Annotated in this window: 27 protein-coding genes; 15 read left to right on the top strand and 12 right to left on the bottom strand. The window is 71.6% G+C overall.

The window, feature by feature from the left end; translation table 11 throughout:
* Positions 1-17: 17 nt before the first annotated feature.
* Entirely contained in the window at positions 18-176 is a 159-nt protein-coding gene (locus VMF51_RS02880) for a hypothetical protein (RefSeq protein WP_325472880.1), read from the bottom strand.
* A 139-nt stretch (positions 177-315) separates the two neighbouring features.
* Between VMF51_RS02880 and VMF51_RS02875 the strand changes: the two genes are divergently transcribed.
* Positions 316-966, top strand: a complete 651-nt coding sequence (locus tag VMF51_RS02875; protein WP_325472879.1) for an HdeD family acid-resistance protein — start codon at positions 316-318, stop codon at positions 964-966.
* On the opposite strand, the gene VMF51_RS02870 is transcribed toward VMF51_RS02875, so the two are convergent.
* Positions 877-1,863 (bottom strand): hypothetical protein, encoded by a 987-nt coding sequence (locus VMF51_RS02870; protein ID WP_325472878.1) that lies wholly within the window; start codon positions 1,861-1,863, stop codon positions 877-879. The genes VMF51_RS02875 and VMF51_RS02870 overlap by 90 nt on opposite strands.
* A 178-nt stretch (positions 1,864-2,041) precedes the next feature.
* On the opposite strand from VMF51_RS02870, the gene VMF51_RS02865 reads away from it, so the two are divergent.
* Positions 2,042-2,539 carry a potassium channel family protein gene (locus VMF51_RS02865; protein ID WP_325472877.1) on the top strand — a complete coding sequence of 166 codons (498 nt, stop codon included), beginning with the start codon at positions 2,042-2,044 and terminating at the stop codon, positions 2,537-2,539.
* A gap of 393 nt (positions 2,540-2,932) precedes the next feature.
* On the opposite strand, the gene VMF51_RS02860 is transcribed toward VMF51_RS02865, so the two are convergent.
* From VMF51_RS02860 to VMF51_RS02850, 3 genes are all read right to left on the bottom strand, one after another.
* Complete coding sequence (locus VMF51_RS02860; RefSeq protein WP_325472876.1) at positions 2,933-3,376, bottom strand: DUF7144 family membrane protein; 444 nt, start codon at positions 3,374-3,376, stop codon at positions 2,933-2,935.
* Positions 3,377-3,406: 30 nt separating this feature from the next.
* Complete coding sequence (locus VMF51_RS02855; RefSeq protein ID WP_325472875.1) at positions 3,407-3,961, bottom strand: LURP-one-related/scramblase family protein; 555 nt, start codon at positions 3,959-3,961, stop codon at positions 3,407-3,409.
* A gap of 148 nt (positions 3,962-4,109) precedes the next feature.
* Positions 4,110-4,481 carry a hypothetical protein gene (locus VMF51_RS02850; RefSeq protein WP_325472874.1) on the bottom strand — a complete coding sequence of 124 codons (372 nt, stop codon included), beginning with the start codon at positions 4,479-4,481 and terminating at the stop codon, positions 4,110-4,112.
* Between the two features lie 187 nt (positions 4,482-4,668).
* On the opposite strand from VMF51_RS02850, the gene VMF51_RS02845 reads away from it, so the two are divergent.
* Positions 4,669-5,451: a hypothetical protein gene (locus VMF51_RS02845; RefSeq protein ID WP_325472873.1), complete on the top strand. Its 783-nt coding sequence runs from the start codon at positions 4,669-4,671 to the stop codon at positions 5,449-5,451.
* Positions 5,452-5,493: 42 nt separating this feature from the next.
* Here the strand turns inward: VMF51_RS02845 and VMF51_RS02840 are convergent, their stop codons facing one another.
* Genes VMF51_RS02840 through VMF51_RS02825 form a run of 4 tightly spaced genes read right to left on the bottom strand, consistent with a single transcriptional unit; the run spans position 5,494 to position 7,920 of the window.
* Positions 5,494-6,216, bottom strand: coding sequence for a DedA family protein (locus VMF51_RS02840; RefSeq protein WP_325472872.1), 723 nt, complete (start codon positions 6,214-6,216; stop codon positions 5,494-5,496).
* A complete protein-coding gene (locus VMF51_RS02835) occupies positions 6,213-7,295 on the bottom strand; it encodes a hypothetical protein (RefSeq protein ID WP_325472871.1) in 1,083 nt (360 codons plus the stop codon). The genes VMF51_RS02840 and VMF51_RS02835 overlap by 4 nt, the downstream gene beginning before the upstream one ends.
* Before the next feature lie 9 nt (positions 7,296-7,304).
* Positions 7,305-7,460, bottom strand: coding sequence for a hypothetical protein (locus VMF51_RS02830; protein WP_325472870.1), 156 nt, complete (start codon positions 7,458-7,460; stop codon positions 7,305-7,307).
* Positions 7,461-7,482: 22 nt separating this feature from the next.
* Complete coding sequence (locus VMF51_RS02825) at positions 7,483-7,920, bottom strand: DUF7144 family membrane protein (protein ID WP_325472869.1); 438 nt, start codon at positions 7,918-7,920, stop codon at positions 7,483-7,485.
* Positions 7,921-8,077: 157 nt separating this feature from the next.
* Here VMF51_RS02825 and VMF51_RS02820 point away from each other — a divergent pair, with 157 nt between their 5' ends.
* The 4 genes from VMF51_RS02820 (at position 8,078) to VMF51_RS02805 (ending at position 9,624) form a co-directional block, all read left to right on the top strand.
* Positions 8,078-8,491: a DUF7144 family membrane protein gene (locus VMF51_RS02820; RefSeq protein ID WP_325472868.1), complete on the top strand. Its 414-nt coding sequence runs from the start codon at positions 8,078-8,080 to the stop codon at positions 8,489-8,491.
* Positions 8,492-8,546: 55 nt separating this feature from the next.
* On the top strand, positions 8,547-8,939 hold the full coding sequence (locus VMF51_RS02815) for an SHOCT domain-containing protein (RefSeq protein ID WP_325472867.1): 393 nt from the start codon (positions 8,547-8,549) through the stop codon (positions 8,937-8,939).
* A 23-nt stretch (positions 8,940-8,962) separates the two neighbouring features.
* Positions 8,963-9,418 carry a DUF6325 family protein gene (locus VMF51_RS02810; RefSeq protein WP_325472866.1) on the top strand — a complete coding sequence of 152 codons (456 nt, stop codon included), beginning with the start codon at positions 8,963-8,965 and terminating at the stop codon, positions 9,416-9,418.
* Between the two features lie 113 nt (positions 9,419-9,531).
* Positions 9,532-9,624, top strand: coding sequence for an SHOCT domain-containing protein (locus tag VMF51_RS02805; protein ID WP_325472865.1), 93 nt, complete (start codon positions 9,532-9,534; stop codon positions 9,622-9,624).
* A 19-nt stretch (positions 9,625-9,643) separates the two neighbouring features.
* On the opposite strand, the gene VMF51_RS02800 is transcribed toward VMF51_RS02805, so the two are convergent.
* Complete coding sequence (locus VMF51_RS02800; RefSeq protein WP_325472864.1) at positions 9,644-12,295, bottom strand: LuxR C-terminal-related transcriptional regulator; 2,652 nt, start codon at positions 12,293-12,295, stop codon at positions 9,644-9,646.
* Positions 12,296-12,470: 175 nt separating this feature from the next.
* Here VMF51_RS02800 and VMF51_RS02795 point away from each other — a divergent pair, with 175 nt between their 5' ends.
* The 8 genes from VMF51_RS02795 (at position 12,471) to VMF51_RS02760 (ending at position 20,070) form a co-directional block, all read left to right on the top strand.
* The gene (locus VMF51_RS02795; RefSeq protein ID WP_325472863.1) at positions 12,471-15,224 is read left to right on the top strand and encodes an HAD-IC family P-type ATPase; all 2,754 of its coding nucleotides are present in this window, start codon (positions 12,471-12,473) and stop codon (positions 15,222-15,224) included.
* Positions 15,221-15,724 (top strand): hypothetical protein, encoded by a 504-nt coding sequence (locus tag VMF51_RS02790; protein ID WP_325472862.1) that lies wholly within the window; start codon positions 15,221-15,223, stop codon positions 15,722-15,724. Before VMF51_RS02795 ends, VMF51_RS02790 begins: the two co-directional genes overlap by 4 nt.
* Positions 15,725-15,820: 96 nt before the next feature.
* Complete coding sequence (locus VMF51_RS02785) at positions 15,821-16,240, top strand: aromatic ring-opening dioxygenase LigA (RefSeq protein WP_325472861.1); 420 nt, start codon at positions 15,821-15,823, stop codon at positions 16,238-16,240.
* A gap of 7 nt (positions 16,241-16,247) precedes the next feature.
* The gene (locus VMF51_RS02780; protein WP_325472860.1) at positions 16,248-16,994 is read left to right on the top strand and encodes a hypothetical protein; all 747 of its coding nucleotides are present in this window, start codon (positions 16,248-16,250) and stop codon (positions 16,992-16,994) included.
* Positions 16,991-17,512, top strand: coding sequence for an RDD family protein (locus tag VMF51_RS02775; RefSeq protein WP_325472859.1), 522 nt, complete (start codon positions 16,991-16,993; stop codon positions 17,510-17,512). Before VMF51_RS02780 ends, VMF51_RS02775 begins: the two co-directional genes overlap by 4 nt.
* Complete coding sequence (locus VMF51_RS02770; RefSeq protein WP_325472858.1) at positions 17,493-17,972, top strand: isoprenylcysteine carboxylmethyltransferase family protein; 480 nt, start codon at positions 17,493-17,495, stop codon at positions 17,970-17,972. Before VMF51_RS02775 ends, VMF51_RS02770 begins: the two co-directional genes overlap by 20 nt.
* Before the next feature lie 95 nt (positions 17,973-18,067).
* Positions 18,068-18,697 (top strand): hypothetical protein, encoded by a 630-nt coding sequence (locus VMF51_RS02765; RefSeq protein ID WP_325472857.1) that lies wholly within the window; start codon positions 18,068-18,070, stop codon positions 18,695-18,697.
* A complete protein-coding gene (locus VMF51_RS02760; RefSeq protein ID WP_325472856.1) occupies positions 18,694-20,070 on the top strand; it encodes a glutamate decarboxylase in 1,377 nt (458 codons plus the stop codon). The genes VMF51_RS02765 and VMF51_RS02760 overlap by 4 nt, the downstream gene beginning before the upstream one ends.
* A 6-nt stretch (positions 20,071-20,076) precedes the next feature.
* Here VMF51_RS02760 and VMF51_RS02755 read toward each other — a convergent pair whose 3' ends face one another.
* Both VMF51_RS02755 and VMF51_RS02750 read right to left on the bottom strand, forming a co-directional pair.
* The gene (locus VMF51_RS02755; RefSeq protein ID WP_325472855.1) at positions 20,077-20,886 is read right to left on the bottom strand and encodes an SMP-30/gluconolactonase/LRE family protein; all 810 of its coding nucleotides are present in this window, start codon (positions 20,884-20,886) and stop codon (positions 20,077-20,079) included.
* A gap of 596 nt (positions 20,887-21,482) precedes the next feature.
* A complete protein-coding gene (locus VMF51_RS02750; protein WP_325472854.1) occupies positions 21,483-22,778 on the bottom strand; it encodes an HNH endonuclease in 1,296 nt (431 codons plus the stop codon).
* Between the last annotated feature and the right edge of the window lie 234 nt (positions 22,779-23,012).

Below are 23,012 nucleotides of genomic sequence, written 5' to 3'. Positions count from 1 at the left end.
GCCGGGCGCGGCCCGGGTCACAGGAGGAACCGGATCGCCTGGGTCAGTCCCCAGGCCAGCCCGCCGAGGACGGCGGCCACCAGGGCCGCGAGCGCGACGACGGCGACGATCCCCTCCAGGACGACGCGGATGGATCCCGGGTCGCGGTGCGGTCCGGGCAGTGGGTGGGTCGACATCGCGCCTCCCGAAGGTTCGCGGGTCACCGGCGCTCCGAGCGGCGCCGACGGAGCGTCAGCCTCAGCCCGCCGGGCGCCGTACCGGGCCACCCTTTTCGGGCGAAGCAGGCGACTCCCCCGGCCCGCCAGCATGGCCACCATGTCCCAGCCCGTCTCAGACACCGCCCCTCCCTCTCCACTGCCGGGCCCCAACGACGGACACGGATCGCCCCGGTACGGCGCGGTGCCGCCCGGCCTGAGCGGGCTCGCCGAGCACTGGGGACTGGTGCTGGCCTACGGAGTCCTGACGCTCGGCATCGGCGTGGTCCTCGCGGTCTGGCCGGACGAGACGTTGAAGGTCGTCGCGGTCCTGGTCGGCATCCAGTTCCTGATCTCGGGCGTCCTGCGCATCGTCGCGGCCATCGGCTCGACCTCGCTCGACGGCGGCGTCCGTGCGCTGATGGGGCTGGCGGGCGCGCTCGCCCTCATCGTCGGACTGCTCTGCCTGCGCGACCCGCTCCAGACCCTGGTGGCCATCGGCATCCTGCTGGGCGCCTGGTGGCTGGTCTCCGGAGTCATCGACATCATCGCCGCCTTCGTCTCGCCCGTCCCGGGCCGGCGCGGCTGGGACATCGCGACCGGGCTGCTCAGCGTCGCCGCCGGCGGCTTCCTGCTCGTCTACCCGGAGCTGTCCCTCGGGGTGTTCGTCCTGGTCGCCTGCCTATGGCTGTTCGCGATCGGCCTGCTGGCCGTGGTCGCGGCGTTCGCTCTCAGGTCCGCCCGCGGGAAGGACGCCGCCCCGACCGTCTAGGAGCTCGCGTCCACGCCGGATCAGTCGCCGGGTGAGCTCGTCCTCGGTCAGCACCCGTCCCACGACCGCCGCGACGACCATCACGCCGCCGAAGCCGACCAGCCACGTCGCGACGGCCAGGACCAGCCCGATGGTGCCGAACTGCTCCCCGCTGGCCGTCGCATAGCGGGGCATGACCAGCGTCGAACCGGCCGAGTACGCCACGACCGCCACCCCGGTCAGCAGGGCCGGGAACAGCAGCGGTCGCCACCCGACCCGCCCGCTCAGCAGCACGTGCATCGACCACCACCAGACGGCGGCGGCGATGGCGGTCTTCGCGATCAGCCAGAGCGGTTCGAGGGTCACCTGGTCGACCTGGTCGTCGACCCACGCGACGATCGACAGGCCCTGCAGCCCGATCAGCCAGCCGAGCAGCCAGCCGAGGCAGAGCCGCCGCCCCCGCAGCCCGCCGATGTGCGGCTGCGCCCAGACCCGCTCGTACATCCGCTGGACCGCACGCGCGAAGCTCGAGGCGGACAGCACGGTGAGTGCGAGTCCGAGCGCCCCGGTCTGGGTGCGCACCTCCGAGACGTCCAGCGTCGTCGACACACCTGCCGCCTGCTCCTTGACCAGGTCGGCGCTCGCCTCGCCCACCCCGGTGACCGCCTCGATCCGGTCCGCGCCCAGCGCGGTCAGCTCGTGCGGCAGGAACGCCGCGAGGACGATGATCAACGGCACCAGGGCGAGTAGGCCCTGGGCGGCGATCACCATCGACCGGTCGACGAACTCGACCCGCAGCAGCTCCTCGAGCCCCTTGCGGATCGGTGGAACGGTGTCGAGGATGCGGAATCCCAGGTCCCGCGCCCGCTGGTAGGCGGCGCGCACCCGTTCGGTACGTCCACCGGGCTCGGAAGCCATCCGCACCGCCTGTCGGGGAACCGGCCGCCGCTCGACGGCGTGAGGGAAGCGTGACGGGGAGCGGGAGGGCGGCGCTCACCCGTCCCGGGTGAACCCGCTCCGTGAGGCATGCAGCCACCATGGCCACGGCCGGACGTCCGGCTCCGCACAGGTGGCGTCCTTGCCGCGGGAGGTCTGCATGGGGTTGGCACGCTGGCTGCGGCTGTTCGGCATCCTCGGCTTCATCCTGGTCCTCTACTTCCTGGCGCCGGTCAGCTCCGATCCCCCGCGGCAGATCGCGATCCGCGGCCTGATCGGTGTGCTCCTCCTGGCCGGACTCGCGGCAGGTCTGCGTGCCCAGCTCAGGCTGGCCGCTCTGGACGGGGACCGCCGCATCGACGGTCTGGTCGCGGCCATCGTGATCGTCCTGGTCTCGTTCGCCTACGCGTTCTACGCCATGGAGATCCACCAGCCGGGCCAGGTGGACGGGCTGAGGACCCGGATCGACGCCCTCTACTTCTCGGCGTCCACGATGCTCACGATCGGGTACGGCGACGTGCACGCGGCCGGGCAGGGCGCGCGTTTGATCGTCCTCATCCAGATGGTCTTCGACGTCGTCTTCGTCGCCACCGCCGTCACCCTGCTCACCTCGAAGGTGCGGCGGGTCGCCGAGCAGCGTGCCGCGGGCAACCGGTAGGGCAACCTCCGATGGCCGCCACAGCAGGAGGGCGGGGGGACATCAACCTGCTGCAGCGGCTCACCCGACCCGACCTGACCGGTCGGCCCCCGACGGCGGTCGCCACGGCTCGGGACCGATGGCGCCGGCGTACTCAGGAGGTCGCGGTGATCGGGCGTCCACGACGCGCGGGGCGACGCCCGCACGTGGCCGATCATGTCGAACAGGCCGTGGCCTTTGGGGCGGTACGACGCCGGCGGGGCGCAGGCCCGCGGTGGTGAGGGTCCGGCTGGACGAGACCGGGTGGTGTCCCACGCTCACCACCTCCCTCCCCGGGACAGGTGCACGGCTCGTTCGTGCGTCAGCCTGGGAAGGACGTCGTCCGTGCGCCTCCCCCGACTCGGGTGAACGCCCTCAGCGCCCCGCCTTGATGTCCGAGCCGTGCACCGTCAGCGCCATGATCAGCACGACCGCGAGGGCGATCATGGTCAGCGACCAGAACGGGTACGCCGCCAGGAACGCGACGTTGACGATCACGCTGAGCACCCCCATCACCACGCCGACGATGCGGGCCCACATCTGGCCGGCGAGCACGCCGAACCCGGCCAGCAGGACCACCGTGCCGGCGACCAGGTGCGTCCATCCCCAGGCGGTGAAGTCGACGTTGAGCGCGAGCCCGCCCGGGCCGACGAGGAAGAACTCGTCCTTCACCAGCGCCACGATGCCCTGGAAGATGTGCAGGCCGCCGAGCAGGATCATCAGGACGGCCGCGAAGGCGATCCAGCCGACCCAGCCGGAGGTGCCGGGGTCGGGCTGCCGCGCGATCGCGGACTGGGAGTACATCTGTTGGTCGGTCATGGTCGTTCTCCTTGGTGGTGGTCGGTCGGGTCACTTGTGGGGGTGTGCCATCGCGTCCACCGCGACGGTCACGGCGAGCAGGAGCAGGACGTCCTCGCCCGGCGCGACCTGGACGCCGTACGTGTCACGCGCCCGGAACCACTTCTTCGAGACCTCGCCGATCTTGCGGCCGTCGGCCTCGATCTCGTACTCGTGGTCGGCGATGCTGCCCTGCACCTCCCAGTCCGGCCCCGTGGGGCGGTCGACCTTCCAGCGCTCGCGCAACGGCGAGATGAGCGCCTGGTGCACCAGGGCGAGCCGATCCCCGTCGGGGTCCTCGATCGCCATCGAGTCGCGGACGTGCAGGACCCGGGTCTGGATCCGGCACAGGACGGTTCCGGACGGATCCTCCACGTCCAGCGTGTCCCGGAGCCGGAGGGCCTTGCCGTTGACCCGGAACACCCGGGTGCCGGCCTCGTCCTCGATCCAGTAGTCGTCGCCCACCGAGAGCAGCTTCTGGCGGAGCTGGAAGCGGGACGCCGCGCCGTCGCGACCGAAGTTCTCCCGCTCCTCCCGGCGCCGCTCGCCCCTGTCACGCAGTCCCATCTCGTTCTCCGCTCGGTCGCGCCCGTCCTCGGACCTCACCGATGCTGGCCGGGTGGCCGGTCACCGCGCCTCATCCGGGACAGGTGAGTTCGGAGGTTCCGGTCATGGCCGACCCGTCACGCGGCTGCGGGACGGTGGGTGTGCGGGTTCAGTCCCCCGGGCCCGCGTGGTGTGCCCGGTAGGGCACGTAGAGCCGGGCCAGGAACGCCTCGAGCTCGGCGGCGAGCTCGTCGTCGAGCGACGGGAACGAGAACGTCGCCTTCCCGGTACGCCGCCCGGTGAACCGCTCCGAGGCGCCGTCGAGTGCCTCCGGCCAGGTGTCCACGGCGATCGCGTACAGGCTGACCTTGCGGGCGCTGCGCTGGACGGCCGCGAAGTAGTCGTGAGCGCCGGAGCCCGGCCACCGCAGCGAGGGCATGCCGTAGATGGTCGCCTCCTCGAGCTCGTCGCGGTAGGGAGCGAGCAGCGCCCAGATCCGGGCCTCCACGATGTCGAGGGGCTCGGCGGCCCCGTCACGCATGCCCATCATGCTCTCCGCTCGGTCGCACCGTCCTCGAACCCCACCATGCTCACACCTCCCGAAGGCTGGCCCGTAACCCGAGGCGGGCGAGGTGCGTTAGGAGGGTCAACGCTGGGAGCCGTTCCGTCTTCGAGACCACGGACCGACGGGGTGGCTCTCGTTGAACACTCGTAAGGAGAACCCGGACATGCCCCACGTCTCGAAGCGGGTGCTGACGCTCCTCACCAGCCTCCTGCTCACCCTCGGCGTCGCCGCCGCGATCCCCTCCACTCCCGCCAGCGCCGCCCCGCCGGGTTGCGCCCAGCAGGACCAGAACTACGGCAAGACCCAGGTCCGCACCGCCCACGCGGCCAAGGCGAAGAAGAAGGCCGCGAAGAAGGTCAAGAAGGCCAAGCGGGCCTACGCCAAGAAGCACACGGCCTCCAACAAGAAGAAGGTCAAGAAGGCCCGCGTGGTCTACCGCAAGGCGGCCAAGCGGCACCGTGGCTGGCAGGCGCGCAACGCGGCCGCCCAGCAGGCGGCGTCGCGCTGCCACGCGACGACCGGCACCCCCGCACCGCAGCCGCTCCCGCAGCCGTTCCAGCAGCTGCTCGGGACGCTCGCCGGCGCGGGTCTCGACCCGGCCCAGCTGCAGGCGGTCGCCGAGCAGGTGACCGGTGCCCTGACCAGTGGCGACGTCTCGCCCGACACGCTGTTCGCCGTACTCGACCCGGTGGTCGACGCGCTGACCGACAGCGGCCTGCCGGCGGAGGACATCACCGCCGCGCTGCAGGAGGTGCTCGGCTCGCTGTCCGGCGGCGACGTCCCGACGGACCCGGCCGGGCTGATCGACCTGATCGTGGACAGCCTCCAGGACGCGCTCGCCACCACGCCCCTCGAGCAGCTCAACCCGGTCCTGGAGCAGGTGCAGACCGGCCTGAACTCCGTCCTCGACCTGCTCCTGGGAGGCCTGCCGCTGCCTCTCCCCTGACCAGCTGATCAGCTGAACCCATCGCCTCCGCCGAGTCGGCAGTCACTGCCGGCTCGGCGGAGGCGTCTTCTGGCGGTTGTGGCGCACGGTGAAGAAGATGACCGCGATGGCGACGGTCGTGACGAGCCCCGAGATCACGAACGACGCCAGCGGGTAGGCGCCGAGGGCGAGGCCGATCTCGTAGGCCAGGATGCACGTGTAGATGCTCCACAGGGTCCCGCTGATCACGGACCAGACGACGTAGCGCCGGTACGGGATGTCCGAGAGTCCCATCGTCGCGTTGACGACGAATCGCATGCCGGGCAGGTACCGGCCGCCGATGATCAGTACGCCGGCACTGGAGTCCAGCAGCTCGAAGGCGCGGCGTACCCGGTCGTTGGCCCGGGCCCGCTCGACCTGGCCGGAGATCCGGTGCCGGTAGGTGCGCGCCAGCCAGAACAGGCACGAGTCCCCGACGATCGCGCCGAGCGCGCCCATCACGATGATGGGCAGCAGCTCCAGCTTCCCCTGCGCGGCCAGGGTGGCGGCTGCGTTCAGCGTCGTCTCGCCGGGGAAGATCGGCATCACCGCGTCCAGGGCGATCAGCACGAACACCCACAGGTACGCCGTCGTGGGATCCTCCGGGTCGACGATCGAGAGGCCGTCGCCGTTGATCACGTAGTTCACCGCGGCCACCGCGAACGGCAGCGCCACGAGGCTCGCGGTGACGACCTTGCCCCGGACCGAGAGCCGCTGCCACCGGGCGAGCAGGGAGCCGGCCGTCACCGGGCGTCCAGCGCTGCGGCGCGGCTCGCCTGGATCGGGAACCACCGGCCGTGCAGGGTCGTCACCAGGCTGATCAGGGTCAGGAAGAACAGGGCGGGAGCGGCGCTGATGTCGCCGCCGGCGTGCGGCAGCAACCAGGCGGCGAGCACCACCAGCACGACGTTGGCGGCGGTGCGGGCGAGGAAGGCCAGGGCGGTCGCCTCCACGCTCCGGGACCGCCTCGCGACCGCCACCGCGAACGCCGCGTTGACCACGACCACCACTGCGATGCCGACGAAGAGCTGGATGTTCGACGCCTCGACGCCCGGCAGGGTCTGCGCGAAGACGACCGAGAGCAGGCCGAGGAGGACCACCTGCTCGAGGGTCGCCGCCCGCCGTACGGCGCCGCGCTCGGCGTACCCCCGGGCCTGGTCGGCCCCGGAGCGCCACGCCGCGGGCAGGGGGTCCGCGGTGAGTCGCCAGGGATGGTCGGCCGGCAGCAGGCGGGGCCGGCCCCAGATCCAGAACGCCCCGGCCGCGACCAGCGCCAGGACGACGATGGTCGGGCCGGCCCAGGAGTTCTCCTCGAGGAACTCGGTGAAGTCGAGCTGCGCGACGTGGATCCACCACTCCTGCGGGAGCTTGACGAAGATCCAGATGACGGCGGCGACGCCGATCCACCAGCGCAGACCCCACCGCGACGGCGTCCAGCGGGAGCGGATGGCCTCGTAGGCCATGAAGAAGTACTCGAAGGTGTTCGGGAAGACCAGCAGCAGCGCCCGGGTGTGGGTCAGCTCGAAGGCGACCACCCCGACGAGACGGTAGAAGTACAGGAACCGCCCGACCCGGTACGCCGCCACGCTCGACCAGTTGCGCAGCGTCGAGAGGTAGGCGAGCGCCAGGTAGTAGACGTCCATGGCCTTGTCGTAGCCCTGGTAGCCGGGCGGGTCGTAGCCGAAGGCCTGGAAGATCGACTGGTCGGCAGCGTCTAGGACCAGGCAGGCCACGATGGCCGGCAGTGGGACGCGCGGGATGAGCAGCGGTACCAGGAAACGCGCGCCGATCACGGCCAGGAAGACGACCGTCTCCCCCGTACTCATCCGAGCGGCCTAGGCGTCGGCCAGGAAGTCGACGAGGCGTACGACGCCGTGCCCGAGCGCCACCAGCGCGGCCACGACCGCCGCGGCACCCGCCCCGACCGCCATCAGGCGCACCTCCGCCGGTGACCGGCCGGTCCCGTCGGCGATCACCCGGATCAGGTCCATGGCCCCTGCCACCGTGTGCGGGCTACCGGTGACGAGCCGGCCGGTTGCGGAACTGGCTCGTGAGCGCCCAGATGAGCAGCAGGTTGAAGGCCAGCAGGGTCAGCGCCCATCCCGGGTAGTAGGGGACGAACAGGAAGTTCGCCACCGCGGCGAGGACGGCGATGACGATGCCGCCGATCTGCCCCCAGCCCTGCCGGGCCACGATGCCGATGCCGATGATCACCCCGACGATGCCGAGCAGCAGGTGGATCCATCCCCAGGTGGTGAGGTTGGCCGCGAAGGTGTAGTTGCCCGCGTCGGCGTACACGTCGTCCTTGGCGAGCGCCGAGATGCCCTCGAGGATCTGCATGGACGCGATCGCCGCGAGCATGACGCCGGCGAAGGCGCTGAGTCCCCAGGCCCATCCCTCGTCGGAGTCGACGGCGAAGGGGTCGCCCCCGGCGTGACCGGTCGTCGTCATGTGCGACACCTCCTGGACTCGACCCCGGCTGGGTCGTCGTGCCGAGCCTGCTCCGGATCGGGGTGAGCAAGCGCCACCCTGGCGCGGGTGGGGTGGGGCCACCCGCGTTGTCACCACGCTGTGCTCAGTTCGCGGAGGACGTCCCCGGAGGCGATGCATGCAACGTGCTGATGAGAACCCCGACCGGCTGGCCCGGGCGATCGTCGCGGACGTCTCGGCCACCTTCGCCGGGGTGCTGCTGCTGATCGCGTCGGCCCTGGACCTCGTCCAGGGCGCGTCGGCGGTCAACCACGACCAGATGTACGACCAGGGCGTCGAGTTCCTCTACCGCTTCGACACCACGACCTGGGGCTGGATCCACATCGTCATCGGCGTGCTCGGCGTCGCCGTCGCGGTGGGGATCATGCTCCGCAAGACCTGGGGCCAGGTCACCGGCCTGATCGTCGCGGGCATCTCGATCCTGACGAACTTCTCCTTCCTCCCGCTCTACCCGGTGTGGGGCGTGATCATCATCGCCTTCAACACCCTCGTGATCTGGGCGCTGTGCGTCCAGCTGAAGGACTACCAGTGACTCGCAGGAGCGGCGGCTACCGAGCCGTCGACTCGTCCTACCCAGGAGGTTCGTCATGATCACCGTGTGGGAGTACAGCCCGGGAGACGTGTTCCTCTCCATGGTCTGGTTCTTTCTCTTCTTCATCTGGATCTCGCTGCTCGTGTCGGTCTTCATCGACGTGTTCCGCAGCGACGACCTGTCGGGCTGGGCCAAGGCGCTGTGGACCCTGTTCGTCATCGTCCTGCCCTTCTTGGGCGTCTTCGTCTACCTGATCGTGCGCGGCAAGGACATGGGCGACCGGGGGTTCCGCGACTACTCACGCCGGCAGGACCAGTACGCCCGGTACGCCCAGAACACCGCGGGGCCGAGCACGGCCGAGGAGATCGAGCGGCTGGCCGAGCTGCAGCGTCGGGGGGACCTGTCGGACGCGGAGTTCCAGCAGGCCAAGGCCCGACTGCTGGCCTGACCTCCTCGGGAGAGGTTGAACCCATGGTCCACGGCCCGGACCCCGATCTCGTCGAGTACGTCGTCATCGGCCTCCCCCGTCTGTCGTCGAGCACGGCGGTCGGCCAGGCACTGCGGACGCTGGTGGAGTCGTCGCGGGTCCGGATCCTCGACCTGGTGGGCGTGGTGACCGACTCCCACGGCAGGTACTCGGTCACCGAGCCCGAGTCCGTCGCGGCCCTGTCCGACCTGCGCGGGGTCGAGGGTGAGGTCGGCGGGCTGCTCAGCGAGGACGACATCGTCCTGGCCTGTCGCTCGCTCCGCCCGGGTGCCTCGGCGCTGATCCTGGTCGTCGAGGACCGTTGGGCACAGGAGCTCGCCGACGCCGCGCGTGCCGGAGGCGGGCGGATCGTCGGCGGGGAGCGGATCCCCCGCCATCGCCTCGAGCAGGCCGAACGCGCCCGCCGGGGCACGGTGCTCCCGGACGAGGAGCTGGGATGAGGCGGACGGCGCAGTCACGACGTCAGCACTTGGGGGTGCTCCGGAGTCCCCCCGCCCTCGATACGAGGAGCAGCGCCTCGGCCGCCCTGCCCGGACTGCGCAGGAGCGACGAGGTGCGTCAGCTGCTCCGGCTCCTGGACCGGGGCGTGCTGTCGGAGGAGGAGTTCGATCGCCAGATGCGGAAGGTCTTCGCGCGCTACCCCTGAGCCCGGCGGCGTACCGGTCTCACGGCGCGCGCAGCAACCCCAGGGAGCGTGCCCGGTCGACCGCCTCGCCGCGCGAGGTCACGCCGAGCTTCTGGTAGATCACCCGCAGGTGGAACTTGACCGTGTTGCGGGATACGAAGAGCTCGGAGGCGATCTCGCGCACCGTGAGGCGGGTGGGCAGCAGCCGGAGCACGTCTCGCTCACGTGCGGTCAGGGCGTCGACGAGAGCGCCGGGCGCCGGGGTGGGATCGCCGCCACCGACGACCACGTGGCGCAGGCGGTGCATCCACCCCTCGGGCACCCGCCACGCGGCCAGCTCGAGCAGGTCCAGGAGATCCCGGCCCTCGGTGCCGACCGTCTCCAGCATGCCGTGGTCCGAGGCCAGCTCGAGGGCCGTGGCGACCTCCTTCTCGGCCGCCCCCCGATCATCGGACCGCAGCGCCCGCGCATGCAGCAGGTGCCAGACCACCTGGTGCCTCACCGACCGGGGCGCCGCCAGGGCCAGCGCCTCGACCGCCTCGCCGCGTCGGTGCGCGGCCAGGTGCACGCGACCATCGCTCACCGGTCCCCAGAAGGCGTCGTCGACGCGCTGCGCCCAGCGGGCCGCCGCCTCCAGGTCCCGGCGGGCCAGCTCGAGCAGGACGCCGCGGCGTGCCAGGCAGGTGGCCGCCCGGTCACCCGTCGGCTCACGCTCGCACGACCGGGTCGCGCGCGCGAACGAGGCCGCGGCCTCGCCGATGTTCCCGTCCGACAGATGCATCTCGACGAGCTCGAGCTGGGCCAGGACCTGGACGAACGACTGGGGGTACGACGGCTGTGCCGCCAGCGTCTCGAGCAGCTGTCGCGCCTGGTCGCCGTCCCCGATCTCGCGGCCGGCCAGGGCCTCGGCCAGGGTCAGCTCGGTCCGGAGCGAGCTCAGGTCGCCGTCCTCCGCCGTACGACGCACACCGGCGGCGGTCCGGACCGCGTCGAGCGGCTGACCGGCGAGCGCGAGCCCCACGGCCCGGGTGCCTTCGAAGGCGGTGGCGCGCGGGGCGTCCTTGGTGACGCCGAGCCAGACGCGTCTCACCTCCGGTCCACCGTCCGACCAGCGTTCGTCCAGGGCGATGCCGTGGGCGACCAGGGTCCAGCCGAACCGGCCCAGGGCGTCGAGCCAGGCCCGCTCGCCCATCGCGTCGAGGGCGTGGCGCGCCAGGGACTCGCAGTCGCGCCAGCTTCCCGAGACGAGCGCGGCGGCCGCCTGGAGGATCATCAGCCGCCCCCGGCTGTCGGGGTCGTCCTCGGGTGCGGCCGCCGACTCCGCGGCCGCAAGAGCGACCGCGAACGACTCCCGGTCCACGAGCAGCTGGCACCAGGCGTACTCGACCAGCGTGCCGAGGTCAGCGTGCGGGAAGGTCGGCGTGATGCGGGCGATCGTCCGCCGGAGCGCCGACTCCCTGCCGCCGTCGACGAGATCGACGGCGAGGTCGGCCAGGAGTCGCAGGGCCTCGCGCGGGAGGTCGGCTGCGAGCCAGTGCTCCAGTGCCCTCGTGCTGTCGTCGACCGTCTCGAACCACAGGGCCGCGCGCGCGTGGTAGCTCCGCAGCCGCCCGGGCGACCGACGCTCGAGCTCCGCGGCCAGCAGGTCGCGGACCAGGCCGTGCACCTCGAACCAGCCACCGGACTCGAGGGCCGTGACGAAGAGCCCGCGTGCCTCGGCCTCGGAGAGCAGGTCACCGGCTCGCGGACGGTCGACCAGTGCCTCGGCGAGCGAGAAGTTCACCCGGTCCACGACCGAGATTGCCAGCAGCAGGTCGATCATCTCGGGGCGCTCGGCGCGCAGCACCTCGTGCCAGAGGTACTCGTCGACCAGGCGACCCGACCCGTCCGGGATCTCCTCGCCGCTGCGCGGGTGCGGCAGCCCGCTGATCCGCCGGGACCGTACGGCGAGAGCGGCGAGCTGGAGGGCGGCCGCCCAGCCACCCGCCCAGTGCGCGGCGTCGGGCAGCTCCTCGGGCTCCGCGTCGGGGCACAGCCCGGTGAGCATCGTCAGGGCCTCGTCCTCGGAGAACCGCAGCGCCTCGAAGGAGAGGTCGGCCAGCGCGCCTCCCGCCCGCAGCCGGTGGACCGGGAGCGCGAGCTGTCGTCGACCCACCAGGAGCAGGTCCAGCCAGGCCGGCTTGTGCTCGACGAACGACGCCAGGCCCGCCGCGGCCTCCGGATCCTCGTCGACGAGATGCACGTCGTCGATCACGAGGACGGCCGGCGAGGCGGCGGCCTGCTCCAGGACGTCGACCAGCGCGAGCACCGCCTCCGTCGACCCGTGCGGGCGGCGCAGGACGGCCATCATGGCCTCCGCGCAGCCGGGCGCGAGCTCGTCCACCGCTGCGGCGAGCGCTGTCATGAGCTTGCGGGGATCGCGGTCCCCCTCGTCGATGGCCAGCCAGGCCGCCCGCCGGCCGGTGCTCCGGATCCAGTCCGCCGCGAGCGCGGTCTTTCCGGCGCCCGCCGGGGCCACGAGGGCGACGACCGGGTACGCCGACAGGTCGTCGAGCAGGCGCACGAGGCGGGGACGGTGCACGAAGTGCCGGGGTGGACTGGGCACGCGGAACTTCGACCGGAAGAAGGGCGAGTCGTACCGTCCGCGCTGCACCAGCACCGACCCCGTCCCGGCGGAGGTCGTTCGACCCATGGCGGCGCCTCTCGCTCGACGTCCCGACGCCGACACAGTCGCGCCGTACCGGCCCCGGCTGCCTCACTCGGACCGGGTGAATCGCCCTACCCCGACGGGGGTGAGGCGCGACCACCCGGCGGCTCCGGACGATCGACGGGACCGACGCGCGACTTCGCCCACCCGGAGGGGATCGATGACGACCAAGGACGTCCAGGGTGACCTCGTCGAGCGACCGGTCGACCCGGTCGCGGCGGACGCGGCCGACGTCGCGCGTGGGCTCGGCGTCGACCCGGCGGTCGGCCTCTCGGCCGAGGAGGCCGCCCGCCGGCTCTCGACCTACGGCCCGAACCACCTGGCCGAGGGGAAGCAGGAGCCGGGGTGGCGCGCCTTCCTGCGTCAGTACGAGGACTTCATGCAGCTCGTCCTGCTCGCGGCCGCGCTGGTCAACCAGCTGGTCACCGGCGAGGCCGGGACGACGGTCGTCCTGGCCGGCCTCACCGTGTTCAACGCCGTCATCGGGCTGCGCCAGGAGGCCAAGGCCGAGGAGAGCGTCAAGGCGCTGGCCCAGATGATGAAGACGATCGCTCGGGTACGCCGTGGCGGCGCGGCGGTCGAGATCGACGCCAGTGACCTGGTTCCGGGCGACATCGTGCTCGTCGAGGCGGGGAACCGCGTCCCGGCCGACGGGCGGGTCCTGGTGGCCGCGACGCTCGAGATCGAGGAGGCGGCGCTGACCGGCGAGAGCCTCCCGGTCGGCAAGTCGACCGACCCGGTGCCCGGCACCGACGTACCCCTCGGCGACCGGGTCTGCATGGCGTACATGAACACGTCGGTGACCCGGGGCCGGGGCGAGCTGGTCGTCACCGCGACGGGGATGGGCACCGAGATCGGCCACATCGCCGAGATGCTCGCCAGCACCGAGACCAGCAAGACGCCGCTGCAGAAGCAGCTCGACTCGCTCTCGAAGGTGATCGCGTCGATCGCCGCGGTCGCCCTGGTCGTGGTGGTCCTCCTCGGGCTCGCCCGCGGCGAGAGCTTCGACACCCTGTTCATCACGGGCGTCGCCCTGGCCGTCGCCGCCATCCCGACCGGCCTGCCCGCGGTCGTGACGGCGCTGCTGTCGATGGGGACCCGCGAGATCGCCCGGCGCAACGCGATCGTGAAGCGGCTGCCCGCCGTCGAGACGCTCGGCTCGACCTCCGCGATCTGCTCGGACAAGACCGGGACCCTGACGCTCAACAAGATGACCGCCCGGGAGATGGTCATCCCGGGGCACCACCGCTACACGGTGTCGGGCGAGGGCTACAGCACCGCGGGCGAGATCAGCCACGTCGGCGGCGAGCGGTACGACCTCGATCCGTACCTGCTCCCGATGGTGCTCTGCGCCGACGCCGTGCTCGACGGCGAGTCCCTGATCGGCGACCCGACCGAGGGGGCGCTCATCGTGCTCGGCGCGAAGGGCGGGCTGAACATCACCGAGACCCGGGCGGCGCTCCCCCGGGTCGCCGAGGTCCCATTCGACTCCGACTACAAGTTCATGGCCACGTTCCACGAGGTGACCGCGGGCGACGGTCGGCCCGTGGTACGCTGCTACGTCAAGGGCGCCCCCGACGTCCTGATCGCGCGGGCCACCACGATCCGCCGGCCCGACGGCACGATCGTGCCGATCACCGACGCCAACCGGTCGCTCGCCCTGGAGGCCAACGACCGGATCGCGGAGGCCGGTGAGCGGGTCATGGTGGTCGCCCAGCGCGACCTCGAGCCCGGTCAGGTCCTCCCCGGTGGCGACCACATCGGGCTGGTCCAGGAGCTGACGCTCCTGGCGATGGTGGGCATCGTCGACCCACCACGGGCCGAGGCCAAGGCCGCCATCGCCGAGTGCCGCGAGGCCGGGATCCGGGTCCGGATGATCACCGGCGACCACGCCACGACCGCCGCGGCCATCGCGTCCGAGCTCGGCATCGAGGGACGCGCGGTGACCGGGGCCGAGTTCGCCGCCATGAGCGACGACGAGCTGCGCCGGCAGGTCGGCGAGATCGGGGTGGTCGCCCGGGTGGCCCCCGAGGACAAGGTCCGGCTGGTCCGGGTGCTGAAGGAGACCGGCAACGTCGTCGCGATGACCGGCGACGGGGTGAACGACGCCCCGGCGCTGAAGACGGCCGACATCGGCGTCGCGATGGGCATCACCGGCACCGAGGTCTCGAAGGAGGCCGCGGTCATGGTGCTCACCGACGACAACTTCGCGACGATCGTCGGCGCCGTCTCGTACGGCCGGACCCTCTACGACAACCTGCTGAAGTACCTGCGCTTCCAGATGTCGACCCTGGTCGCCTACATCGCGATCTTCATCGGGGCCGGAGTCATCGGGATCGCCAACGGCGCACCACTGAACCCGCTGCAGATCCTGTGGCTGAACATGGTGGTCGACATCCCGCTCGCCATCGCGCTCGGCTTCGACCGTCCGGCCCGTGGCCTGATGGAGCGAGCCCCGCGGCCCGTCGGAGCGCCGGTGCTCTCGCGCGGCAACTGGGTGCGGCTGTGCGTCCAGGGCGCGGTGATGACCGTCGGCTCGCTCGCGGCGTACCAGATCGGGGACGACCAGGGCGACGCGATCCTCGGCGCGACGATGCTGCTCACCACCCTCTCGCTGTTCCACGTGGCAGCAGCCCTGCTGTGCCGCGACCAGCTCCGCACGGTCTTCGACCGCGACGCGCTCCCGGGCGTCATGCAGCTGCGCCGGTACGGCGTCGCGCTGGCCGCGATCATCCTCGTCACCTCCCTCGACCTCCTGCAGCGCATCTTCGACACCGTCGCCCTCGACTTCGAGCAGTGGAGCATCTGCGTCGGGATCGCCGCGTCGCTGGTCGTGGTCGAGGAGGTCGTCAAGGTCGTCCTGCGGCGCCGAGCGGAGCCCGTGGCTGCGGAAGACCGGGTCCCGCTGTCGTGACCGAGGGCCGAGTCCGCCACCGCACCGGCCCGTTCCGCCTGATCTTCGGCGGCGAGGGTGCGATCACCGGCACCGTCGTCTGTGCGGCGGTCATCGCGTACGGCGTCGGACACGCCGACTCCACCGCGCACCTGGCCCTGGGCATCGCCGCGACGGTGCTCGTCTACTGGATCGCCCACCTGCACGCCGTCACCATCGGCTCCGCGCTGACCCACGGTCACCATCCCAGCGCCGCGCTGCGGCACGCGCTCGTCGAGACCGCGCCGGTCGCACTGGTGTCGATCGGGCCGCTCGGCGTCCTGCTCGTCACCCGGCTCTTCGGCGCGACCCTCAGCACCTCCGCGTGGATCGCGCTGATCGCGACGATCGGGCTGCTGGCGCTCTACAGCTACGTCGCCGGCGCCCGGGGTGGCCTCGACCTCGGTGGCCGGATCGCCAGCGCCGCGGTCGGCGCCGGCGTCGGCGTGCTGGTGGCGCTGCTGAAGCTCGCCCTGCACTGAGGCGAACGGTCGACCGGACTCACCCGGAGCGGGGGAACCGCATCCGGCGGTCCCACCCCAGGATGCCGTCGTAACCCCGAGGAGGGAGCACGAGACATGCGCACGGTCGCAGCCTTCACCGCCATCGTCGTCGGCGTGGTCATGGCGATCGCCGGGGTCGTCACCTGGTTCGTCATCTCCGGGACGCTGGCCGACCAGAACATCACCGTCTCCGACGACGCCAGCTGCGCGGCCGGCGACGACGTGAACGGGCCGATCTCGGCGTTCTGCCAGGCCGACATCATCGACCAGCACACGCTCGACATCACGGGCGGGCTGACCTACGCGGAGCTGGAGCAGGACGACCCGAACCGGGCCGTGGCGATGGACTCCGCCTTCCTCCAGGCCTCGCTGTTCACCTCGGTCGTCGCCTTCGGCGTCGCCGCGATGGCGGTGGTCCTGGGGATCGTCCTCACCCTGGTCGGCCTCGCGCTGAGGACGCCGGCCAGGGTCGTGGCCCCCGAACGTGTGACGTGACCGGACCATGCCCGGCGACCTCGTCGCCCGGCGGGCCGGTGACCCGCTGGTGCCACCCGTTCCGGACGTCGTCGTCGGTGCGGCGTCGGTGCTGCTCGACGGGCTGTGGCGCGCGGGCCAGGTCGGCGTACGGGTCGGCCGGCCCGGTGTCCGACTCCTCCTCGACCCGCCCCTGCTGCCGGCACACCACCACCCGGCCCGCTGGGTCGAGGCCCTGGCGCGGCGGGGGCGGACCGACCGGGCAGCCCTCCTGCGTCGGCGCGACCTGCTCGTCGCGGCGGCGGTCCCGGCGCTGGTCGACTACCTGGCGAAGCACGTCACCGTCACCGAGCTCGTCCGACGGATGCTCGACCTCGACGCCCTGGTGGCCGACGTCGACCTCGACGCCGTCGCGGCGCGGCTCGACCTCGACGCCGTGGCGTCCCGCATCGACGTCGCGGCGATCCTCGACCGGATCGACCTGACCCAGGTCGTCACGGAGCAGGTCGACCTCGACGCCGTCGCCCGAGGCATCGACCTCGACGCCGTCATCGGCCGGGTCGACCTGGCCGGGCTGGCCAACGAGGTGATCGCCGCCATCGATCTGCCCGAGATCATCCGGGAGTCGAGCGGTTCCCTCGCCTCCGAGACGGTGCGCAGCGTGCGGATGCAGGGCATCGACGCCGATCGGGCGGTCGAGCGGCTGATCGACCGGCTCCGACGCCACCGTGCGCTCCGGCCCGACGACGGACCCGCCGGCAGCGCGGCGACATGACCGACCACCCCGGGGACCACGCGTCGCTCATCCCCGCCGAGGCGCGCGAGCACCAGGGGCACCCGGCCGGCGTCGTCAGCCGCTCGATCGCTGCGGGGCTCGACCTCCTCACGGTGCTCGGCGGGCTCGGGGCGGCGTACCTGGGGTGGAGCGCGGTGCGATTCGTCCTGCACACGAAGCACTTCTCGTTCCCCCGGCCCTCCGGCGCGCTCCTGCTCTCGGCGTACCTGGTCGTCGCCATCGGCTTCCTGGCGATCGCCTGGTGGGTCAACGGGCGCTCCTACGGTCAGCACGTCATGGGCCTGCGCGTCACGACACTTCGCGGGGAGCTGCTCTCGCTTCCGCGGGCGGTGCTGCGCGCCGCGCTCTGCGTGTGCTTCCCGGTCGGGCTGCTGTGGGCGGTCGTGAGCCGTGAGCACGCGGCGGTGCACGACCTCCTGCTGCGCACGATCGTGCGCTACGACTGGACCACCCGGACGTCCCGCGACGGAGTCGACCGTGGCCCGCCCGCGCCCTGACGGCGGACGGGTCGCCGCGTTCCGGCTCTGGCCGCCGGTCGCGGTCGGCGCTCCCCTGCTCCTCGGCTGGCTGGCCACGCGGCGGTGGGGCGACCCCGTCTCGCCCGGCCGGTGGCGGTTCCCGCTCGGCTGGGCTCTGGTCCTGGCGTTCGTCGGGTGGAACGGCTGGTCGCTGTGGCTGTTCCACCGCCACCGGACCGGGCTGCTCCCCGGGCAGGCGACGTCCTCGATCATCGAGGAGGGGCCGTACCGCCGGTCCCGCAACCCGCTGTACGTCGGGCTGCTCGCGCTGTACGTCGGCCTGGCCCTGCTCATGCCCACGCTCTGGGGGCTCGTGCTCGCGCCCGCCGCAGTGCTCCTCGTCCGCTGGGGCGCGATCGGTCCGGAGGAGCGGTACCTGCACGAACGGTTCGGCGCGCCGTACGACGCCTACGCGAGCCGCGTGCGGCGCTGGCTCTGAGCATGTCGGTCCTGCCGGATTCACCCGTTGCGGAGGAGGGCGCCGCGACCCCGGGCCGTCGAGCATGGCGGCGCGGAGGGAGACGGAGGTCCGCCATGGGTCGGAACGCGGGTGAGGTGAACCTCGTCGCCGCGGTCTCCTTCACCCTCGGCGGAAGCCTGTTCGCGCTCGGCGCCCTCTTCGCCCAGCTCGACCTGGTCCCGCTGACGACGATCAACGTGACCTACCTGGTCGGCGGCTTCTTCTTCTCCCTCGGTGGCTACACCTCGATCCTGCTCGCCGAGGCGACCGGGGGACGGCACGCCCGGCTCAGCGCGATCGTTCTGTTCACCGGCACCCTGCTGTTCGCCGTCAGCCTCGTGGCGGCCTTCGCGCAGGGGCTCACACCGCGGCAGTCCGACGGCTGGATCTGGCTGCCGGACATCCTCGGCTGCGTCTGCTTCCTGGCGTCCGGCCACCTCGCCATGCTCGACGTCGGCGACGGTCACGTCGTGGTCCGCCCCCACGAGGCCGGCTGGTGGGTCGTCGCCGTCAACCAGCTCGGCTCGGTCCTATTCTTCCTGGCCGGACTCGCGGCCTTCACCCGTCCCGCGACCGACCAGGTGGTCGACGCCGGACTCGTGAACTGGGGCACCTTCGCCGGCGCCGCCTGCTTCGCGGTGGCCGGGGTCGTCCAAGCCTTCGACACACCCACTCCGACACGAACGGCGGTACAGCAGACGTGACCACACCGAGAACACCCACGGCCGAGGAGCTCTTCGGCAACCGGTTCCTGACCGAGAGGGCGCCCGCGACCTCCTTCCCCCCGGGCGGGATGCCCGCCTCCGACGCCCTCCGCCTGCTGGCCGAGGACCTGAACCTCGAGGGCGATCCGCAGCGCAACCTGGCCACCTTCGTGACCACCTGGATGGAGCCGGAGGCGCAGCGGATCATCGCCGAGAACCTGCACCGCAACTTCATCGACCACGCGGAGTACCCCATCTCCGCCGAGATCGAGCAGCGATGCGTGCGGATGCTGGCCGACCTGTTCAACGCACCCGGCCCGACGACGGGCTGCCGGACCCAGGGCTCGTCCGAGGCGATCATGCTCGGCGCCCTGTCGCTGAAGTGGAAGTGGAAGGAGCGCCGTGAGGCGGCCAACCTCCCGGCGGACCGCCCCAACCTCGTCTTCGGCGGCGACGTCCACGTGGTGTGGGAGAAGTTCTGCCGCTACTTCGACGTCGAGCCGCGGATCGTCCCGCTGGCCGAGGACAAGTACACGATCGGCCCTGACGACGTGGCGCCGCACCTCGACGAGAACACGATCGGCGTCGCCGCCGTACTCGGGACCACGTTCACGGGGCACATGGACGACATCGTCGGCATCAACGACCTCCTGCTCGACGTCAAGGCACGGCGCGAGCTCGACATCCCGATCCACGTGGACGGCGCCAGCGGCGGGTTCGTGTGGCCGTTCCTCTATCCCGAGTCCCGGTGGGACTTCCGGCTGGAGCAGGTCCGCTCGATCAACGTCTCCGGCCACAAGTACGGTCTCGTGTATCCCGGCATCGGGTGGCTGGTCTTCCGGTCGGAGTCCGACCTCGCGCAGGACCTGGTCTTCTACGAGAACTACCTCGGCAAGACCGACGCGACCTTCACCCTGAACTTCTCCACCGGGGCCGCGATGGTGCTCGCGCAGTACTACAACTTCGTCCGGCTGGGGCGCGACGGCTACGGCTACGTGATCGGGCAGATGCAGCAGAACGCCCGGGCGCTGGCGGCCAACCTGCGCGACAGCGGCCGCTTCGAGGTCATCGGCACCGACGCGGAGCAGCTGCCGCTGGTGGCCTTCCGGCTCGCGGACCGCAACGCGTCGTACGACGAGTCCGACATCGCCTGGCAGCTGTCCGCCGAGCGGGGCTGGATGGTGCCAGCGTACACCCTCCCGCCGAACGCGGAGCGGGTGAAGATCATGCGAGCGCTGGTGAAGGAGACGATGAGCCGCGAGCAGGTCGAGCGCCTGACGCAGGACATCGAGGATGCCTGCTCGACGCTCGACCAGAAGGGTGGCGCGCATCCGTCGGAGCGGGAGCAGGTCAAGATCGGCACCGGCTACTGAGGCCGGTCACGGAGTGACGTGCAGGAGGGCCTGGGCGAAGCCCGCGGTCACGTAGAGCCCGGTTCCGTCGTGGTCGAGGCACACGTTGGTCGGCAGCGAGCCGGCGGGCAGAGCGACGCTGTCGCGCACGTCTCCGTCGAGATCGACCAGGTCGAGGCGGTCGGCGGCCAGGAGCGCCACCCAGAAGTGCTGACCGGAGCGGACCATCCCGTCGGGGTTGGCCCCGCTGCCGAAAGTGTGGACCGTCCGGGCCTCCCCGAGGCCGGAGGCCGTGACGGAGTACGCCACCAGCTGCATGGCGAGCGTGACGGTGACCAGCAGCTCCGAGCCGTCCTCGGAGAACGCCAGACCGTTGACGAAGACCGGCCCCTCGTCGAGCTCCAGCAGCGCGGAACCGCTGGCGACGTCGACGGAATACACCCGGCCCGGCCGAGCGTCCTGGGGTCGCTGCCCGCTGAACTCAGCGACCGGGTCGGTCACCCAGAGCCGCCCGTCGGGGCCGAGCACGAGGTCGTTCGGCGCGCCGAGGTCGTCCACGACGTACTCCACCCGGCCGTCGCGGATGACCTGGACGCCCGCCGGAGCCGGGCCGGAACCGCCCCAGATGCCGCCGTTCTGGGCGACGTACAGCTCGCCCTCGGCCCCGACCGCAAGCCCGTTCGGCCCACCACCCGTGACGATCCGCTCCCGGCTGCCATCGGGAGCGACGACGTACACGCACCCGTGGCTGATCGAGACCAGCGCCACCCGACCGTCCGACAGCGCGACCGGCCCCTCGGTGAACCCCATCCCGTCCGCCACGACCTCGACCCTCATTCCGCCAATCTCGGGTCTCCCCCGATGGCTGTCAACGACGTTGACCGCAGGGCGGGAGCGCCTAGCTGGTCGAGGCGCGAAGCACGAAGTCCGGGCCGCCCCGCTGGTTGAGGTGCGAAGGACGAAGTCCAGGCCGCCCTCGCTGGTTGAGGTGCGAAGGACGAAGTCTGGGCCGCCCTCGCTGGTTGAGGTGCGAAGGACGAAGTCCGGGCCGCCCCACGCTGGTTGAGGTGCGAAGGACGAAGTCCTGAGCCTCGAAACCCGGCGAGCCGAGAAGCAGCCCCGTGGTCGAAGCCGCCGGTCGACTCACCCGATTTCGAGGCTCGCTCCGCTCGCACCTCAACCAGCGTCCGGGAAAGCGTGCCTGGAGCACTGACGGGTGTCGATGGGATGGGTGGTGTCGCGAGGCAGGCGCCCGTGACGGCGCGCTGGTTGAGGTGTGAAGGACGAAGTCCTGAGCCTCGAAACCCGGTGAGCCAAGAGGCAGCCTGCAGTCGACGCCGCCGGTCGGCTCACCGGGTTTCGAGGCTCGCTGCGCTCGCACCTCAACCAGCGTGGGGCAGGGCGTGCCTGTAGCCCTGACGGGCGGGTGCTGGTCAGGGCTGCAGGGTGTCGAGCGGGATGGTGCCGTGGTGGTCGCGTCCGAAGATGAGTCCGTTCGGACTTCGCCAGACGAAACTCGTGTCGTCGACCTTGTCGTAGCGCCATCGCGTGTGGGTCTTCGCCCGGTGATGTCGCCGGCACAGTGGGGCGATGTTGCAGTCGCAGGTGGTTCCGCCGCGGGCGGCGGGGTCGATGTGGTCGCAGTCCGCACGGCGAGCCCGGCGTTGGCACCAGGGGAACACGCACGTGTGTTGGAGCAAGGCCTGCCGTTCGCGGAGCCGGTCGGGTGTCTCGTAGGCGTCGACATGCACGTGATCGGCGAGGTCGATGACCGGCTTCACGATCACCTGCGTGTCGGGGTTCGCACACCAGGTCTTGACCTGCTCGGCGGAGACGAACGAGCGGGTCTCCTCTACCCGGGCGAGATCCAGATCGCTTCCTGACCCGGCGAGGGCGGCTTCGGAAAGGTGGACGTGCAGCAGGACCTGGCGCGGCTTCGTCGCAGGTCTGTCGGCGTACTCGTCGGCGTTCAGGTCGAGCGAGAGCTGGCGTCGGGCGAGGTCGCCGACGGCGATCGATCGGCGGACGTCGAGCGGCGCGTCCAGTCCGAGCGCGCCGAGATCGCGCGCACGCCGAGCGACGGCGTCCTCGAGGTCGAGGGCGTCGGCGAGGTCGAGGGTGCCGTGGACGTCGACGCAGCCGTCGAAGGAGACCTGGCGGGTCTCGATGTCGAAGTGCCGTCCCTCCTGGGCCGCGATCTGGCGGGCGACGGCTTCGTCAGGGTCGAACCGGACCCGGGCCTCCTCCACCGTCCGGTCGAGCTGCGCGATCGACACCTTGTGCGCCACCGCCGCGAGGTGGGCGTCGACGTAGGAGGCACCAGACATCGGGAGGTCGAGGGTGGTCTTGGCGATCCGCCGGGCCTTCCACACCGGCAGCTCCAACGACTGGACCCGGGCGTAGAGGCGCGGGAGGCGGTGGGCCAGCTCGACCGCCTCACCGAGGTACATCCGACCCGCATCGGTGGAGAGCCCAAGCGCCGCGGCGAACTCCAACACGCTGAACTCCGCGACCAGCGGGGCGCCTTCGCCGGCGATCGTCAGCGACTCCTCGGCGCCCGGGATCAGGGTCGCGGCGTCATCCAACGAGTTGGTCGAGTGCATGCCGGCCCACGCGACGGCGGCCGCCAATTGACGCGCGCTCGCCCGGGCTTCGGCCTGGCGCTCGGCGCCCACGTAGGCGAGCAACGCGGATGCGTTGTCGCAGTCGTGGAGTTCCCGAGTGGCCATACAAAGATGGTAGATGCGGGCACCGACAGTCCGGGGTCGTCGTCCACAGCCGCCGGGAGTGCCCGCTCGCCGCTGCTTCTTGGCTCACTGGGTTTCGAGGCTCAGGACTTCGTCCGTCGCACCTCAACCAGCGTCGGTGGGCGGCCGTCGTGCCCGGCGCTGCTTCTCGGGTCACCGGGTTTCGGGGCTCAGGACTTCGTCCGTCGCACCTCAACCGGCGTCGGGGGTGGCCGT

Source organism: Nocardioides sp., from assembly GCF_035503875.1.
In the GTDB taxonomy this organism is placed as follows: Bacteria; Actinomycetota; Actinomycetes; order Propionibacteriales; family Nocardioidaceae; genus Nocardioides.
This window is presented reverse-complemented; position numbering and strand designations above follow the sequence as displayed.